A 16,413-nucleotide genomic window follows, 5' to 3' on the forward strand; every position below is an offset into this window, starting at 1 on the left:
ATTTGATCATAGATAACGTTCAGCAATAGCGGCGTCACCTGGATACTCTTCTTTTACGCCATTGACGATTTGGTAGCAGTCAGCTCCTTTTCCGGCGATAATGACGGCATCTTCAGGCTTGCTGGTTGTTGCCATGGCCAGTTGAATGGCTTCTTCGCGATCTGCGATTTTTTCGACAGGGCGCGTGATGTAACTACTAATCTCTTCAGCGATAGCCAAAGGATCTTCATAGTTGGGATCATCCGCTGTGAGGAAGACTTGGATCTCAGGATGGTCTTCTAAGAGTAAGCCAAAGTCTTTGCGGCGGCTCTCTCCTTTATTCCCAGTTGATCCGAGAACTAGTGAAATGGTTCCCGTTTGATGGGTTTCGACAACTGAAAGCAGTTTTTTCAAGCTATCACCATTATGGGCGTAGTCGATGAAGACCTTAGCGCCGTTTTTCTGAGTCAAGACTTCCATTCGGCCTGGAACGCGCGTCTTAGCAATCCCTTTTTGAATATCCTCAAGGCTCGCACCTAGACGAAGACAGGCAAGACCTGCTGCTACAGCATTTTCTTGGTTGAAGTGACCAATCAGTTGGATATCGTAGTCGCCTGCTAGCTTACCAGTGGCTGAGAAGCTGAAAGCTTTGGAGTTTTCAATTTGATTCTCAGACTGGCTTCCATAAAAATCGTGGTCTTGGTTCGCGACTTGGTCCGCTAAAACTTGGAAATGATCCATATCGCTATTGATGACAACAGCTTGGCTATTCTTCATGAGGAGACGTTTGTGGTAGAAATAATCCTCAAAAGTTGGATGTTCAATCGGTCCGATATGATCAGGGCTGATGTTGAGGAAAACACCAACATCAAAAGTAAGACCGTAAACCCGTTTCACCAGATAAGCTTGACTGGAAACTTCCATAATGAGGTGGGTCCGATCATTCGCTACTGCCTGAGCCATCATAGCAAAAAGATCCAAACTCTCTGGTGTTGTCAGGGCTGATTTAAAGAAGTTTTTACCATCCAGTGTCGTATTCATGGTAGACAGCATAGCTGGTCGGTAGCTTTGTTCCAAAATATGGTAAGCAAAGTAGGCCGCTGTTGTCTTTCCCTTGGTCCCTGTGAAAGCTAATAATTTTAATTGTTTCTCAGGGTGCCCATAAAACTCCATGGCAATTAAGCTCATGGCTTGCTTGATATCATTGACAAGAATGGCAGGGATACCAACTTCATAATCTTTTTCAGAGACATAAAAGCCGAGCCCATTAGAAATAGCCTGTTCCAGGTATTCTTTTTTGAAATTGGCCCCTTTGACAAAAAAGAGGGTGCTAGCAGACACCTTACGGCTATCATAGCTAATGGCATCAAAACTTGTTCCTTCTAGATGGTAATGGTATTCACCATTCATTAGAACTTCTCGGAAATTTTGGTCATGTTTTAAAATGTTGAGGGTTTGTTCAATTGTAATCATAAAACTATTGTAAACCGAAAGTCTGAATTTTACAAGTAACATGGAAAAGTTTATAATGAAGAGAAGAAGAAACGAAAGAGGACGTTTATGAGTCACGAACAAAATGACCAGCAAGCCCAGATGCTACGCGGGACTGCCTGGATGACAGCCAGCAATTTTATCAGCCGTTTGCTAGGAGCCGCTTATATTATTCCTTGGTATATTTGGATGGGAAAATATGGGCCACAAGCCAATGGTCTTTTTACAATGGGATACAATATCTACGCTTGGTTTCTCTTGATTTCAACAGCTGGGGTACCTGTAGCTGTTGCCAAGCAAGTAGCCAAATACAATACCCGGGACCAAGCCGATCATAGCTTTGCTTTGATTCGGGGCTTCTTGAAATTCATGGGAATTCTAGGCCTTGGATTTGCCATTCTCATGTATCTTTTATCTCCTGTCTTTGCGAGCCTTTCAGGTGGGGGAAAAGAGTTGATTCCGATCATGCAGAGCCTTTCTTGGGCTGTCTTGATCTTTCCTTCGATGAGTGTCATTCGTGGATTTTTCCAAGGTTTTAACAACATGAAACCTTACGCCATTAGCCAGATTGCAGAGCAAGTCATCCGGGTCATCTGGATGTTGCTTACGACCTTCTTCATTATGAAGATTGGCTCAGGAGATTATGTGCAGGCTGTTACGCAGTCGACCTTTGCTGCCTTTATCGGGATGGGAGCGAGCCTTCTGGTTCTCTTTTATTACCTTGCAAAAACAGGCTTGCTCTCATCTATTTTGAGAAAGCAAGAGGGAAGTGAAGGAATCGATACTCGTGCGCTTCTCATGGATACTATCCGTGAGGCCATTCCTTTTATCATCACAGGTTCCGCCATTCAGCTCTTCCAAATTGTCGACCAGATGACCTTTATCAATGTCATGTCTTGGTTTACAGATTATAGTCAGAAACAGCTCTTGGTCATGTTTAGTTATTTCTCTGCTAATCCAAACAAAATCACCATGATCTTGATCGCAGTAGCGACTTCGATTGGGGGAGTTGGGATTCCTCTGTTGACTGAGAATTATGTCAAGGGCGACTTAAAAGCTGCAGGCAAGCTTGTACAGGATAACTTGACCATGTTGCTAGCCTTCTTGCTTCCAGCTACCTTTGGTGCAGTTGCAGTCGCAAAACCACTTTATACAGTATTTTATGGACAACCAGATGGCTTGGCTTTGGGACTCTTTATCGTAGCGATGTTGCAGACGGTGATTTTGGGTCTTTACACAGTCTTGTCCCCAATGATTCAAGCTCTCTTCCAAAACCGCAAAGCTATTCGCTACTTCCTCTATGGAGTAGTGGTGAAATTGGTCCTCCAAATTCCATTTATTCTGGTCTTTCGTTCTTATGGGCCGCTTTTGTCAACAACTATCGCCTTACTGGTACCAATCGTACTCATGTATCGGGAGATCCAAAGCATTACTCAGTTTAATCGGACCATCGTCTTCAAGCGCACATTACTTGGCTCAATTCTAACGGTGGTGATGCTACTTGGAGTCTTGATCGCAGGCTTGATTTTGGGCTGGATTTTCTCACCAAATGGCCGTGTATCGAGCATGATTTATATCATCGTCATTGGTGGCTTAGGTGTTGCTATTTACGGAGCTTTAGGATTATGGCTACGGTATTTTGACCGCTTTATCGGAGGGCAAGCAGCACGTCTCAGACAAAAATTCCGGATTAAATAAATTAGAGGTTGGGACAAAAGTCCTAGCCTCTTCTTGTTTTTGGATTGTCGAGCAAGAAGCAGTGGTTGAGTGGGCTCTACTACGCTGATTTCATCAGCTTTTACAGCCCTACTCAACTGTGCGGAGGTGGGACGACGAAATCGAATTCTAACGAATGACCGATTTCTGTCCCACTCTCTTTTCTTATAGTTTGAAACTATAGCTGGGTCTTGAAAATGGGAAAACCACTCTCCTCATAATAGTGATAAAATAGTAAGCAGTTAGATTAATTGATTATCGGAGGGCAATATGAGTAAAAAACGCAATATCAATACGATTTTGGCACAGGCAGGAATCAAGTCAGATCAAGCGACGGGAGCTTTGACGACTCCGTTGCATTTTTCAACAACTTACCAACACCCAGAATTTGGTCAGTCTACAGGTTTTGACTATACCCGTACAAAAAATCCAACACGCGCAACAGCTGAGAAGACTTTGGCAGCTATCGAAAGTGCAGACTATGCTTTGGCGACAAGTTCTGGAATGTCAGCTATTGTGCTTGCTTTTAGCATTTTCCCCGTTGGTACAAAAGTCTTAGCCGTTCGTGACCTTTATGGAGGCTCTTTCCGCTGGTTTAACCAACAAGAGCAAGAAGGCCGCTTCTCTTTCACCTATGCCAATACAGAAGAAGAACTGCTCCAATACCTAGAAAAGGATCAAGTAGATGTCCTCTATATTGAAACACCAACTAATCCATTGATGTTGGAATTTGATATTGATCATTTAGCCAAATTGGCCCATGCAAAAGGTGCCAAAGTTGTGGTGGACAATACCTTCTATAGCCCGATCTATCAACGCCCAATTGAAGAGGGAGCAGATATTGTTCTTCATTCAGCAACCAAGTATCTGGCTGGTCACAACGATGTCTTGGCTGGTGTTGTCGTGACAAATGATGCAGACTTGTATGACAAACTCTTTTACAATTTGAACACGACAGGTGCTGTTCTTTCCCCATTTGACAGCTATCTCTTGATCCGTGGTCTCAAGACGCTCTCTATCCGGATGGAGCGCTCCACTGAGAATGCCCGCAAGGTGGTCGAGTTTTTGAAAACCTCCCCTCAGGTCAAAGAAGTCCTCTACACTGGAAAAGGTGGAATGGTCTCCTTTAAAATTCAAGATGAGAAAAAAATTCCTAACTTGTTGAATTCCCTTCAAGTATTTACCTTTGCAGAAAGCCTTGGCGGAGTTGAAAGTTTGATCACTTATCCTACCACTCAAACCCATGCGGACATTCCTGCAGAAGTTCGCCATTCATATGGTTTGACAGATGATCTTCTTCGGTTGTCCATCGGAATCGAAGATGCGGATGATTTGATTGAAGATTTGAAACAAGCATTGGAGGCTTAAGATGACCAAATATGATTTCACGACTTTACCGAATCGCTTGACCCACCATACTTACAAGTGGAAAGAAACAGAGACAGATCCAGAAATCATTCCGGCTTGGATCGCGGATATGGATTTTAATGTCATTCCAGAAGTACGAGAAGCTGTTATCGGCTATGCTGACCAAATGGTCTATGGTTACACCTATGCATCGGATAGCCTCTACCAGTCTATCCTTGATTGGGAAAAAGAAGAGCATGGCTATTCTTTTGACAAGGAAGCTGTCGTCTTTATCGAAGGTGTTGTTCCAGCCATTTCAACAGCTATTCAAGCCTTCACCAAGGAAGGGGATGCTGTCTTAATCAATACGCCGGTCTATCCTCCATTTGCCAGAAGCGTCAAGCTCAATCGTCGAAAATTGATCGAAAATTCATTAGTTGAAAAGGACGGTCTTTTCCAAATTGATTTTGATCAGCTCGAAAAAGACATTGTGGAGCAAGAGGTTAAACTCTATGTTTTGTGTAATCCGCACAATCCTGGAGGCCGTGTATGGGATCGTGAAGTCTTGGAAAAAATCGGCCACCTCTGTCAAAAACATGGTGTCCTTCTCGTTTCAGATGAGATCCACCAAGATTTGGCCTTGTTTGGCCACCGTCATACCAGCTTTAACACAGTTGATCCAAGCTTTAAAGATTTCAGCTTGATCTTAACCAGTGCAACCAAGACGTTCAATATTGCAGGAACAAAAAATTCCTATGTGGTCATTGAAAATCCAAAGCTTCGTACGGCTTTTAAACAACGGCAATTGGCTAATAATCAACATGAAATTTCAGGCTTGGGCTATATTGCAACAGAAGCGGCTTATCGCCATGGTAAACCTTGGTTGACAGAGCTCAAGCAAGTCTTTGAAAAACACATCGACTATGTTGTAGATGAATTGCATGAAAAGACCAAAATCCGTGTCATGAAGCCCCAAGGAACCTATCTTCTTTGGTTGGACTTTTCAGCCTATCCTTATACCGATGATGAGCTGCATGCTAAAATTCATGACCAAGCCAAATTGATTTTGAACCGTGGAACAGATTTTGGAAAAGAAGGAAACTTGCATGCCCGCCTCAATGTGGCAGCTCCCTTCACCCTCATTGAAGAAATTACCAAACGCTTGGTGGAAACTTTTCACAAATAAGTGTTGACTTTCTGTAAGTGAAGGAGTACAATAAACTCGAAATACGGTAGGTGAGGCTACCACAAGGATACGGATGACTACCGCAAAGCAGTGGAGACACTACTCGTTGGTCAACAGTCCTGATCGCAAAGGTCAAGACTAAGCTCATTTCATTGCCTTGTGGAGCTAAAGCTTGGACGGTCAGTTTTTTGAGAGTTTTGATTGAAAAATAAATGACGAGTTTCATGAGTCCTACCGATCGAGGGTAGGACTCTTTTTTATGCCTTACCTAGAAAAGAGAAAGGAGAGAGCTATGATACAAATCGACGATCATCCCGAACCGCACCGAACCAGCCAATCGCTGATTTGTGTCGTAGGGACTCCAAAAGTGATTGGCTCCTGATTGAAAAAGGAGATACCAATGCAAACAAATAAAGAAAGACTTATTAACGCTCTTCAAGAACCACTTGAAAGCACCTTTGCCAACTACCAAACCAGTGCCCTTGGTCTAGTTGACGATCAAGTAGAAGAAAACCGCGATGCTTATGGCGAAAATGTCATCACAAAAGGTCAAGAAGATTCCATGATCAAAAAGATCTACGAATCGATCATCAATCCTTTTACGGTGATTTTGTTGGTCATTGCGCTGGTTTCCTTCATCACTAATGTCTGGCTAGCAAAACCAGGTGAACAGGATCCAACGACCTCTATCATCATTGTGACCTTGGTCTTGATCTCTGGTGGTATCCGCTTCATTCAAGAATTGCGGAGCGACAAAGCTGCCAGCAACTTATCACGTATGATTGTCAATACAGCGACCGTTCTTCGTGATGGATCAGAACAAGAAATTCCGATCGATGAAATCGTCGTAGGAGATGTGATCAAACTAAGTGCCGGCGATATGATTCCAGCAGATGTGGTCTTGATTGATTCCCGTGACTTCTTTGTCCAACAATCTGGCCTCACAGGGGAAAGTGATGCTGTTGAAAAGGTTTGTCTCAGAAAAGCCGACAGTCAAAATCTAGATAGTCTCTTGGAAAGTGAAAGCTTGGCCTTCATGGGAACCAATGTCATCTCCGGACGGGCGACAGCCTTGGTCTTGGTCGTGGGAGATGAAACCATGATGGGAGCTATTGAGCAAACCATCAACACTTATGACGAACCAACCTCATTTGAGAGAGAAATGAATACCATCTCTTGGCTCTTGATTCGGCTCATGTTAGTGATGGTGCCCGTTGTCTTTGTGATCAATGGCCTCACAGATGGTGACTGGTTAGAAGCGGGTGTCTTTGCCCTCAGCGTTGGGGTTGGTTTGACTCCGGAAATGCTACCGATGATTATTACAGCGAGTCTCGCTAAGGGCTCCATCATCATGGCCAAGGAAAAAGTCGTTATCAAAAAACTCAATGCCATCCAAGACCTCGGCGCTATCGATATTTTGTGTACTGATAAGACAGGAACCTTGACCCAAGATGAAATCGTTTTGGAGTATCCGCTTGATATCCATGGCGAGTTGGATCTATCAGTCCTTCGCCGGGCTTACTTGAATTCCTATTTCCAAACCGGGCTAAAAAATTTGATGGACCGAGCGATTATCAATCGGACCCAGAAAGAAGCCAAGAAACATGAAATTGTTCGCGACCTGGATCAAACCTTCCATAAGATTGATGAATTGCCCTTTGATTTTGAACGTCGTCGCATGAGTGTCATTGTCAAAGACGAAGACGGTGTGGTCAGCATGGTGACCAAGGGTGCCTTGGAAGAAATGCTTTCTGTATCGACTTATGTTGAGTACAAGGGAGAGATTAAACGCCTGACAGATGAAGTTCGTCAAGAGGTCCTCGCTGAAGTTGCTCAGTTAAATGAACAAGGACTTCGTGTTTTGGGTGTTAGCTACAAAACCGACTTGGACGAAAATGACATCTTTAGTGTTGAAGATGAACGAGACATGATCCTAACTGGTTACCTTGCCTTTCTTGATCCACCAAAACCTTCTGCAGCTCCAGCGATCAAAGCTCTTGCAGAATATGGGGTAACCACCAAGATCTTAACTGGGGATAATGAAAAGGTCACCCAAGCTGTCTGTGAAAAAGTAGGACTAGATGTCGAGCGGATTCTTTTGGGAAGCGAAATCGATACGATGACAGACCAAGAGTTAGCACAAGTTGTGGAAACAACAACGGTCTTTGCCAAACTATCACCAGATCAAAAAGCGCGGATCATCCTCTGCCTCAAGAAGAATGGCCACAAGGTTGGTTACATGGGAGATGGGATCAACGATGCTCCATCTATGAAGGTCTCAGACGTTGGGATCTCCGTGGATACCGCTGTGGATATTGCCAAAGAAACGGCAGATGTCATCCTTCTGGATAAGGACTTGATGGTCCTTGAAAAAGGTTTGGTTGAAGGCCGCAAGGTCTATGCCAATATGACCAAGTACATCAAGATGACGGTCTCTTCTAACTTCGGGAACATCTTCTCTCTTCTCTTTGCCAGCATCTTTTTGCCTTTCCTTCCAATGGCGCCCGTTCATTTGATTGTGCTCAATCTTATCTATGATCTTTCTTGTATCGCCCTTCCTTTTGACAATGTCGACAAGGAATTTCTCAAGAAACCTCGTATCTGGGAAGCAAACTCTATCATGCGCTTTATGGCCTGGATTGGTCCAATTTCATCTGTCTTTGATATTATTACCTACATGCTTCTTTACTTCCTTGTTGTTCCTATGATTTTAGGTCATGGCTACAACCATGGAGCAGCAGATGCAGCAGCCTTTATCATGGTATTCCAAACTGGATGGTTTATCGAATCTATGTGGTCTCAAACCATGGTTATTCATATGTTGCGTTCACCAAAACTGCCATTTATCCAAAGTCGTCCAGCCTTCTCAGTCGTGGTGACGACCTTAGCAGCAGCCTTCTTTGTAACCTCCCTTCCATATAGTCCTTTGGCTTCTATCTTGAAGTTGAGCCAACTAAATGGATTGTACTTTGTTCTATTGTTTGCGATTATCGTCCTCTATATGCTGAGTGTGACGGTTGTCAAACGTATCTATATTAAGAAATACAAAGAATGGTTGTAATTGATTGATAGAAAGAGTGAGTCCGAACTTAAAAAATTAAGTGTAAGGGCTCTCTTTTTTTTGTAAAATTTGGTATAATAAGAAGAATGTAAAGTTGGAAATGAAGATTTCCATGTGCTGTGAGTATCAAAGAGGGACTGAAAGAAAGAGTAGAGCTTGACTCCACTTTTATCATAGCTCTTTTTTGAATAATAACAGCTTAGAAAGAAGGATCTCAAAATGGGAAAATTAGAAGTTATTACACATCCACTGATTCAACACAAATTGTCTATTCTTCGTCGTACAGATACCTCTACGAAGGCCTTTCGTGAATTGGTAGATGAGATTGCTATGTTGATGGGCTACGAAGTGTTGCGTGAATTGCCTCTTGAGGATGTTGAAATTGAAACTCCTATTACCAAAACCGTTCAAAAACAAATCGCAGGGAAGAAATTGGCTATTGTCCCAATTCTTCGTGCAGGGATTGGGATGGTTGATGGTCTCTTGAGTTTGGTACCAGCTGCTAAGGTTGGCCATATCGGAATGTACCGTGATGAAGAAACTTTGAAACCAGTTGAATACTTGGTGAAATTGCCAGAAGATATTGATCAACGCCGTATCTTTGTAGTAGACCCGATGCTTGCTACGGGTGGATCCGCTATTCTAGCTATTGATTCCTTGAAAAAACGTGGCGCTAGCCATATCAAGTTTGTCTGCTTGGTATCAGCGCCAGAAGGAGTTAAAGCTCTTCAAGAAGCTCACCCAGATGTTGATATCTTTACAGCAGCCCTCGATGATCATTTGAATGAACATGGCTATATTGTGCCTGGTCTTGGGGATGCAGGCGACCGTTTATTCGGTACCAAATAAGAAACCATTCATGATTCGTCCGAAAGGTGCTTAAGATTTGACCTTTTTTGACCATTGGTTTATAATAGCACATATACTTTGAACCTCACGAATCGTGAGAATGAATGGATACTAAAGGAGAAGAATAGATGATTCCAGTAGTTATTGAACAAACCAGTCGTGGAGAACGTTCTTACGATATTTATTCCCGTCTGTTGAAAGATCGAATTATCATGGTAACAGGACCAGTTGAGGACCAAATGGCTAACTCCATTATCGCTCAATTGCTCTTCTTGGATGCCCAAGATAATACAAAAGATATCTATATGTATATCAATACCCCAGGTGGCTCTGTCTCTGCAGGTCTTGCCATTGTAGATACTATGAACTTTATCAAGTCAGATGTCCAAACCATTGTCATGGGGATGGCAGCATCTATGGGAACTATTATCGCTTCAAGCGGTGCGAAGGGCAAACGCTTCATGTTGCCAAACGCCGAGTACATGATTCACCAACCAATGGGTGGTACTGGTGGTGGTACCCAACAAACCGATATGGCGATTGCAGCAGAACACTTGCTCAAAACACGGAATAACTTGGAAAAAATCCTTGCGGAAAATTCAGGTCAATCGATCGAAAAAGTGCATGCTGATGCGGAACGTGACAATTGGATGAGCGCGCAAGAAACACTTGAATATGGCTTTATTGATGAAATCATGGCCAATAATAAATTGGACTAAACCATCCTATGGGAAGGTCCGTCAAGAGGCTGGGACAAAAGTCCTAGCCTCTTAATTGATTTTTGGATTGTCGAGCAAGACGCAGTGGTTGAGTAGGCTCTACTACGCTGATTTCATCAGCTTTTACAGCCCTACTCAACTGTGCGGAGGTGGGACGACGAAATCGAATTCTAACGAATGACCGATTTCTGTCTCACTCTCTTTTTGGCTCTCATAAAAGAGTAGTTCTTTTTCTTGAAATTTGATATACTAGTAACAGAACGAGAAAGGGATTGACCATGTTTGAGAAACAAGAAAGAACAGGCTTGATTGTTAAATTATATTACAATCGAGACGGGAAAAAATTACAATCTGTAGGAGATGTCTTGTACCATTCCAAGAAATGCCGTTATGTCCAATTGTATGTGGACAGTGACAAGGCCGATCAAGTCATGGAAGACTTAAAGAAAGAACGTTATGTCAAAAAGGTCTTGCCTTGCCATCTCAAAGATTTAGATACAGATTTTGTGGGGAGTTTACAACGATTGGAGACCCCATCTGTGGTCACAGAAGTTTAGAAAACGCAATCATTTGATGGATTGCGCTTTTTTTATTGACAATTGTCAGATAATTCGGTATATTCTTAATGTATTTATTTTAAGATTCATTTAAGGAGATCATTACAAATGAAGAAAAAATTTGCTCTTTCATTTTTAACCATTGCAAGTGTCGCTCTTCTTGCTGCTTGTGGTGAAGTTTCTACTTCAGGTTCAAACACAACTGGTAACGAAATCGGCAAAGAACTAAAAGTCGGTTTTAACTTTGAAAAAACTGGTGAAGTAGCAGCCTACGGTAGCGCTGAACAAAAAGGTGCTCAATTGGCCGTTGATGAAATCAACGCTAAGGGTGGAGCTGACGGTAAGAAGATCGTTGTCACAGATAAAGATAACAAATCTGAAACAGCTGAAGCAGCTACAGTCACTACAAACCTTGTCACTCAATCAAAAGTGAACGCACTTGTAGGACCTGCGACTTCAGGTGCTACTGCAGCAGCCGTTGCCAATGCTGGTAAAGCAGGTGTTCCATTGGTAACACCATCTGCAACTCAAGATGATTTGACAAAAGGTCAAGATTACCTCTTCCGTGCTACCTTCATCGATAGCTTCCAAGGAAAAATCATTGCCAAATACACAACTGATAACTTGAAAGCGAAGAAAGTCGTTCTTTACTACGATAACTCATCTGACTATGCGAAAGGGATTGCTGAAGCCTTCAAGAAATCTTACAAAGGTGAAATCGTAGCAACAGAAACATTCCAATCTAAGGATACAGACTTCCAAGCTGCTCTTACAAAAATCAAAGATAAAGACTTCGATGCGATTGTTCTTCCAGGTTACTACACAGAAACTGGTAAGATCGTAAACCAAGCGCGTGGTATGGGAATCAAACAACCAATCATTGGTGGGGATGGATTTAGCGATGCTAAGTTCGTTGAACAAGCAACACCTGCTGCAGCTACAGATATCTACTACGTAGCTGGATTCTCTACTGAAGGTGAAATGACTGATAAAGCCAAGAAATTCGTAGAAGCATACAAAGCGAAATACAATGAAGAACCTTCAATGTTCGCAGCTTTGGCTTATGATTCAGTTTACATGGTTGCAGAAGCATCTAAAGGTGCTAAGAACTCTGTCGAATTGAAAGATAACCTTGCGAAGTTGAAAGACTTGGAAGGTGTGACTGGTACAATGTCAATTGACAAGAACCACAACCCGGTTAAATCAGCTCTTATGATTGGCTTGAAAGATGGTAAAGTCAAATCTGTTGAGTCTGTTAAACCATAATTATCATTTGTTGTTTGTACAAGAGGCTGGGAGAATGAAAATTCCTGGCCTCGCTCTTTATTGTTAGAAAGGATGGTTCAAATGCTCCAGCAATTAGTGAACGGTCTAATCTTGGGAAGTGTCTATGCACTCTTGGCCCTTGGTTATACCATGGTGTATGGAATTATCAAATTGATCAACTTTGCCCATGGGGATATCTACATGGTAGGTGCCTTTATGGGATATTTCTTATTGAACTCATGGAAAGTGAACTTCTTTGTAGCCTTGCTCCTAGCCATGGTTGGGACAGCTATTTTAGGGGTTGTAATTGAATACCTGGCTTATCGTCCGCTTCGTCATTCGACTCGGATTGCAGCCTTGATCACAGCCATCGGGGTTTCCTTCTTGCTCGAATATGGGATGGTCTTCTTCGTCGGTGCCAATACCCGTTCCTTCCCGCAAGTGATTAAAACGGTTCGTTACAACTTCGGTCCTATTTCAATCTCCAATATTCAGTTGATGATCTTGGGAGTGTCTGTTTTCTTGATGGTCGCTCTTCAATTTATTATTCAAAAGACAAAGATGGGGAAAGCCATGCGGGCTGTATCTGTCGATAGTGATGCCGCTCAATTGATGGGGATTAACGTAAACCGTACGATCAGCTTTACCTTTGCTTTGGGATCAGCCTTGGCAGGTGCTGGTGGTGTCTTGATTGGTTTGTATTACAACTCGATCGAGCCTTTGATGGGGATGACACCAGGGATCAAAGCCTTTGTCGCAGCCGTTCTTGGAGGAATCGGAATCATTCCAGGTGCTGCCCTAGGTGGATTTGTGATCGGTTTGTTGGAAACCTTCGCTACAGCGATCGGTCTTTCAGACTTCCGTGATGCCATTGTGTATGCCATCTTGATTGTGATCTTGCTCATCCGTCCAGCAGGTATCCTCGGTAAAAATGTGAAAGAGAAGGTGTAAGCCATGAAACAAAATTTAAAAGTGAATTTAGTCTGGCTTGGTCTTTTGGTCGCAGGTTTTGCCTTGATCCAAGTCTTGGTTGCAGCGGGTGTGCTCAACCTCTTCTATATCCAAATTTTAGAACAAATCGGAATTAATATTATCCTTGCAGTTGGCTTGAACCTCATTGTTGGTTTCTCAGGTCAATTCTCACTTGGGCATGCCGGATTTATGGCGATTGGTGCCTACTCTGCAGCTATTCTCGGTTCTAAATCACCAACCTATGGGGCTTTCTTTGGTGCGATGGTTTTAGGGGCTTTGATTGCTGGTGTCGTTGCCTTGATCGTTGGGGTTCCAACCCTTCGTTTGAAAGGGGACTACCTCGCTATTGCGACACTTGGGGTTTCTGAAATCATTCGGATCTTGATCGTCAATGGTGGTACTCTAACAAATGGTGCTGCTGGGATCCTTGGTTTGCCAGCCTTTACAACTTGGCAATTGGTTTACCTCTTTGTTGTCATTACAACGATCTTTACGATTAACTTCTTACGCAGTCCAATTGGACGCTCTACCCTTTCTGTTCGTGAAGATGAAATCGCAGCAGAATCTGTTGGGATCAATACGACCAAAGTCAAAGTCATCGCCTTTGTATTTGGTGCGATCACAGCGGCGATTGCTGGATCTCTCCAAGCTGGCTTTATCGGCTCTGTTGTTCCTAAAGATTACTCTTTCACCAATACCATTAATGTCTTGATCATTGTCGTATTTGGTGGTTTGGGATCAATGTCAGGAACAGTTGTGGCAGCCATCGTCTTGGGTATCTTGAATATGGTGCTTCAAGACTTCTCAAGTGTACGTATGATCATTTACTCATTGGCTTTGATTCTCGTGATGATCTTCCGTCCAGGTGGTCTTCTTGGAACATGGGAATTCAGCTTGAAAAAACTACTCTCAAAAAAGGAGGCTAACTAATGGCACTTCTTGAAGTAAAAAATTTAACAAAAAACTTTGGTGGTTTGACAGCCGTTGGGGATGTGACCATGGAACTTAATGAAGGGGAATTGGTTGGTTTGATCGGACCCAACGGTGCCGGGAAAACAACCCTCTTCAACCTCCTAACAGGGGTATATGAACCAAGTGAAGGGACCATTACCTTAGATGGTCAGCTGCTAAATGGAAAAGCACCCTATAAAATCGCTGCTGGTGGTCTGGGACGAACTTTCCAAAATATTCGTCTCTTTAAAGATTTGAGCGTTTTGGACAATGTCTTGATTGCCTTTGCCAATCACCACAAACCACATGTCTTTGCGAGTCTTTTCCGCTTGCCAAGCTATTACAAGAATGAAGAAGCTTTGAAAGCGAAAGCCCTTGAATTGTTAGCGATTTTTGGTCTGGAAAAAGAAGCAGATACCTTGGCCAAAAACTTAGCTTACGGACAACAACGTCACTTGGAGATCGTTCGTGCCCTTGCTACAGAGCCAAAAATCCTCTTCTTGGATGAACCTGCTGCAGGGATGAACCCTCAAGAAACAGCAGAATTGACCCAATTGATCCGTCGCATTCAAAAAGAATTTAATATTACGATTATGCTGATCGAGCACGATATGAGCTTGGTCATGGAAGTAACAGAACGGATTTATGTATTGGAATATGGTCGCTTGATTGCCCATGGTACGCCAGATGAAATCAAGACCAACAAACGCGTAATCGAAGCCTATCTAGGAGGTGAAGCCTAATGTCTATGTTAAAAGTTGAAAATCTTTCTGTACACTATGGCATGATCCAGGCTGTCCGTGATGTCAGTTTCGAGGTAAACGAAGGGGAAGTTGTTTCTCTTATCGGTGCTAACGGTGCTGGGAAAACATCTATTCTTCGTACCATTTCAGGTTTGGTGCGTCCAAGTGCTGGGAAAATCGAGTTTTTAGGTCAGGAGATTCAAAAGGTTCCGGCTCAAAAGATTGTAGCAGCAGGACTCTCTCAAGTTCCAGAAGGCCGCCACGTCTTTCCAGGCTTAACTGTTATGGAAAACTTGGAGATGGGAGCTTTCTTGAAGAAAGATCGAGAAGAAAACCAAGCTAACTTGAAGAAAGTCTTTTCTCGTTTCCCACGTTTGGAAGAACGGAAGAACCAAGATGCAGCAACCCTATCTGGTGGGGAACAACAAATGCTAGCAATGGGTCGTGCACTTATGTCAACGCCAAAACTCTTGCTTCTGGATGAACCTTCTATGGGATTGGCTCCAATCTTTATCCAAGAAATCTTTGATATCATCCAAGATATCCAAAAACAAGGAACAACTGTTCTCTTGATCGAACAAAATGCCAACAAGGCTCTTGCCATCGCAGACCGCGGTTATGTTTTGGAAACAGGGAAAGTCGTTCTTACCGGAACAGGAAAAGAACTCTTAGCCTCAGAAGAAGTCCGCAAGGCCTACCTTGGTGGATAAGATTTCTAAAGTTCACTAGAATATTAAAAAGAAAGGTCCTGAAGACCTTTCTTTTTTCATCCCTCTTGTTTGATTTTTCTAAATTTTGAAAACAAGAGAAAACTGCTGAAAGCGTTTGAAATCATTCTTAAAATCAAGTATAATAAAACTAATAAAAGCATAGGAGAACTTGTTATGGCTGTTAAAGATTTTATGACACGTAAGGTGGTTTACATTAGTCCAGATACTACAATTGCCCATGCGGCAGATTTGATGCGCGAACAAGGTTTGCACCGTTTGCCAGTCATTGAAAACGATAAATTGGTTGGGTTGGTGACAGAAGGTACGATTGCAGAAGCAAGTCCATCTAAAGCAACAAGCTTGTCTATTTTCGAGATGAACTATCTGTTGAACAAGACCAAGGTTAAAGATGTCATGCTTCGCGATGTCATTACCGTCTCTAAATTTGCCAGCTTAGAAGATGCGACCTACCTCATGTATAAGAACAAGGTGGGAATTCTTCCAGTCGTGGACAATGACCAAGTATCTGGTGTCATCACAGACCGTGATATTTTCCGTGCCTTCCTTGAAGTATCGGGCTATGGAGAAGAAGGAGTTCGTGTTCGCTTTGTGACAGAAGATAAGGTTGGCGTTCTAGAACAAATCATTCACTTGATTGTAGAAGAGGGGTATAACATCGCCAATACAGTCAATATCCCAACCAAAGACGATCGTGTGGTTATCGAAGTCCAAATTGATGGGGTGACAGATCTAGAAACAATCCGTAGTAAATTTGAAGCCAACGGTTTGAAAGTTGATGAAATCACTCGAACAATCGCAAAAGCTATTTAATAAAAAAATCAGGCTGGATGACAATCCAGTCTGAT

The 16,413-nt window shown here is 42.8% G+C and carries 14 protein-coding genes and 1 riboswitch; of the genes, 13 read left to right on the forward strand and 1 reads right to left on the reverse strand.

Features of this window, described 5'->3' with window-relative positions:
• Positions 1-6 precede the first annotated feature (6 nt).
• Positions 7-1,452, reverse strand: coding sequence for a UDP-N-acetylmuramoyl-L-alanyl-D-glutamate--L-lysine ligase (locus tag HMPREF2926_RS06820; RefSeq protein WP_070587035.1), 1,446 nt, complete (start codon positions 1,450-1,452; stop codon positions 7-9).
• Between the two features lie 87 nt (positions 1,453-1,539).
• Here HMPREF2926_RS06820 and HMPREF2926_RS06825 point away from each other — a divergent pair, with 87 nt between their 5' ends.
• The 13 genes from HMPREF2926_RS06825 (at position 1,540) to HMPREF2926_RS06885 (ending at position 16,378) form a co-directional block, all read left to right on the forward strand.
• Complete coding sequence (locus HMPREF2926_RS06825) at positions 1,540-3,168, forward strand: putative polysaccharide biosynthesis protein (protein ID WP_070587037.1); 1,629 nt, start codon at positions 1,540-1,542, stop codon at positions 3,166-3,168.
• 288 nt (positions 3,169-3,456) lie between these two features.
• Complete coding sequence (locus HMPREF2926_RS06830) at positions 3,457-4,554, forward strand: cystathionine gamma-synthase (RefSeq protein ID WP_070587038.1); 1,098 nt, start codon at positions 3,457-3,459, stop codon at positions 4,552-4,554.
• A gap of 1 nt (position 4,555) precedes the next feature.
• The gene (locus HMPREF2926_RS06835; RefSeq protein ID WP_070587039.1) at positions 4,556-5,719 is read left to right on the forward strand and encodes a MalY/PatB family protein; all 1,164 of its coding nucleotides are present in this window, start codon (positions 4,556-4,558) and stop codon (positions 5,717-5,719) included.
• A 35-nt stretch (positions 5,720-5,754) separates the two neighbouring features.
• Positions 5,755-5,912: riboswitch (M-box (ykoK) riboswitch) on the forward strand.
• A 207-nt stretch (positions 5,913-6,119) separates the two neighbouring features.
• Complete coding sequence (gene mgtA, locus HMPREF2926_RS06840) at positions 6,120-8,780, forward strand: magnesium-translocating P-type ATPase (protein WP_021153674.1); 2,661 nt, start codon at positions 6,120-6,122, stop codon at positions 8,778-8,780.
• A gap of 219 nt (positions 8,781-8,999) precedes the next feature.
• Positions 9,000-9,629, forward strand: a complete 630-nt coding sequence (upp, locus tag HMPREF2926_RS06845; protein WP_003005574.1) for a uracil phosphoribosyltransferase — start codon at positions 9,000-9,002, stop codon at positions 9,627-9,629.
• A 128-nt stretch (positions 9,630-9,757) separates the two neighbouring features.
• Positions 9,758-10,348 carry an ATP-dependent Clp protease proteolytic subunit gene (locus HMPREF2926_RS06850; protein WP_003008286.1) on the forward strand — a complete coding sequence of 197 codons (591 nt, stop codon included), beginning with the start codon at positions 9,758-9,760 and terminating at the stop codon, positions 10,346-10,348.
• 278 nt (positions 10,349-10,626) lie between these two features.
• Positions 10,627-10,905 (forward strand): DUF2129 domain-containing protein, encoded by a 279-nt coding sequence (locus HMPREF2926_RS06855; RefSeq protein ID WP_023918810.1) that lies wholly within the window; start codon positions 10,627-10,629, stop codon positions 10,903-10,905.
• A 108-nt stretch (positions 10,906-11,013) separates the two neighbouring features.
• Entirely contained in the window at positions 11,014-12,171 is a 1,158-nt protein-coding gene (locus HMPREF2926_RS06860; protein WP_023918808.1) for an ABC transporter substrate-binding protein, read from the forward strand.
• Positions 12,172-12,252: 81 nt separating this feature from the next.
• Positions 12,253-13,122, forward strand: coding sequence for a branched-chain amino acid ABC transporter permease (locus HMPREF2926_RS06865; protein ID WP_021153669.1), 870 nt, complete (start codon positions 12,253-12,255; stop codon positions 13,120-13,122).
• A 3-nt stretch (positions 13,123-13,125) separates the two neighbouring features.
• Entirely contained in the window at positions 13,126-14,073 is a 948-nt protein-coding gene (locus tag HMPREF2926_RS06870) for a branched-chain amino acid ABC transporter permease (RefSeq protein WP_003008278.1), read from the forward strand.
• Positions 14,073-14,837, forward strand: a complete 765-nt coding sequence (locus HMPREF2926_RS06875) for an ABC transporter ATP-binding protein (protein ID WP_003005595.1) — start codon at positions 14,073-14,075, stop codon at positions 14,835-14,837. Before HMPREF2926_RS06870 ends, HMPREF2926_RS06875 begins: the two co-directional genes overlap by 1 nt.
• Positions 14,837-15,547, forward strand: a complete 711-nt coding sequence (locus tag HMPREF2926_RS06880; protein WP_003005434.1) for an ABC transporter ATP-binding protein — start codon at positions 14,837-14,839, stop codon at positions 15,545-15,547. The genes HMPREF2926_RS06875 and HMPREF2926_RS06880 overlap by 1 nt, the downstream gene beginning before the upstream one ends.
• Before the next feature lie 174 nt (positions 15,548-15,721).
• The gene (locus tag HMPREF2926_RS06885; RefSeq protein ID WP_037608021.1) at positions 15,722-16,378 is read left to right on the forward strand and encodes a CBS domain-containing protein; all 657 of its coding nucleotides are present in this window, start codon (positions 15,722-15,724) and stop codon (positions 16,376-16,378) included.
• Positions 16,379-16,413 lie beyond the last annotated feature (35 nt).

This window comes from Streptococcus sp. HMSC078D09, assembly GCF_001813675.1.
GTDB lineage: Bacteria > Bacillota > Bacilli > Lactobacillales > Streptococcaceae > Streptococcus.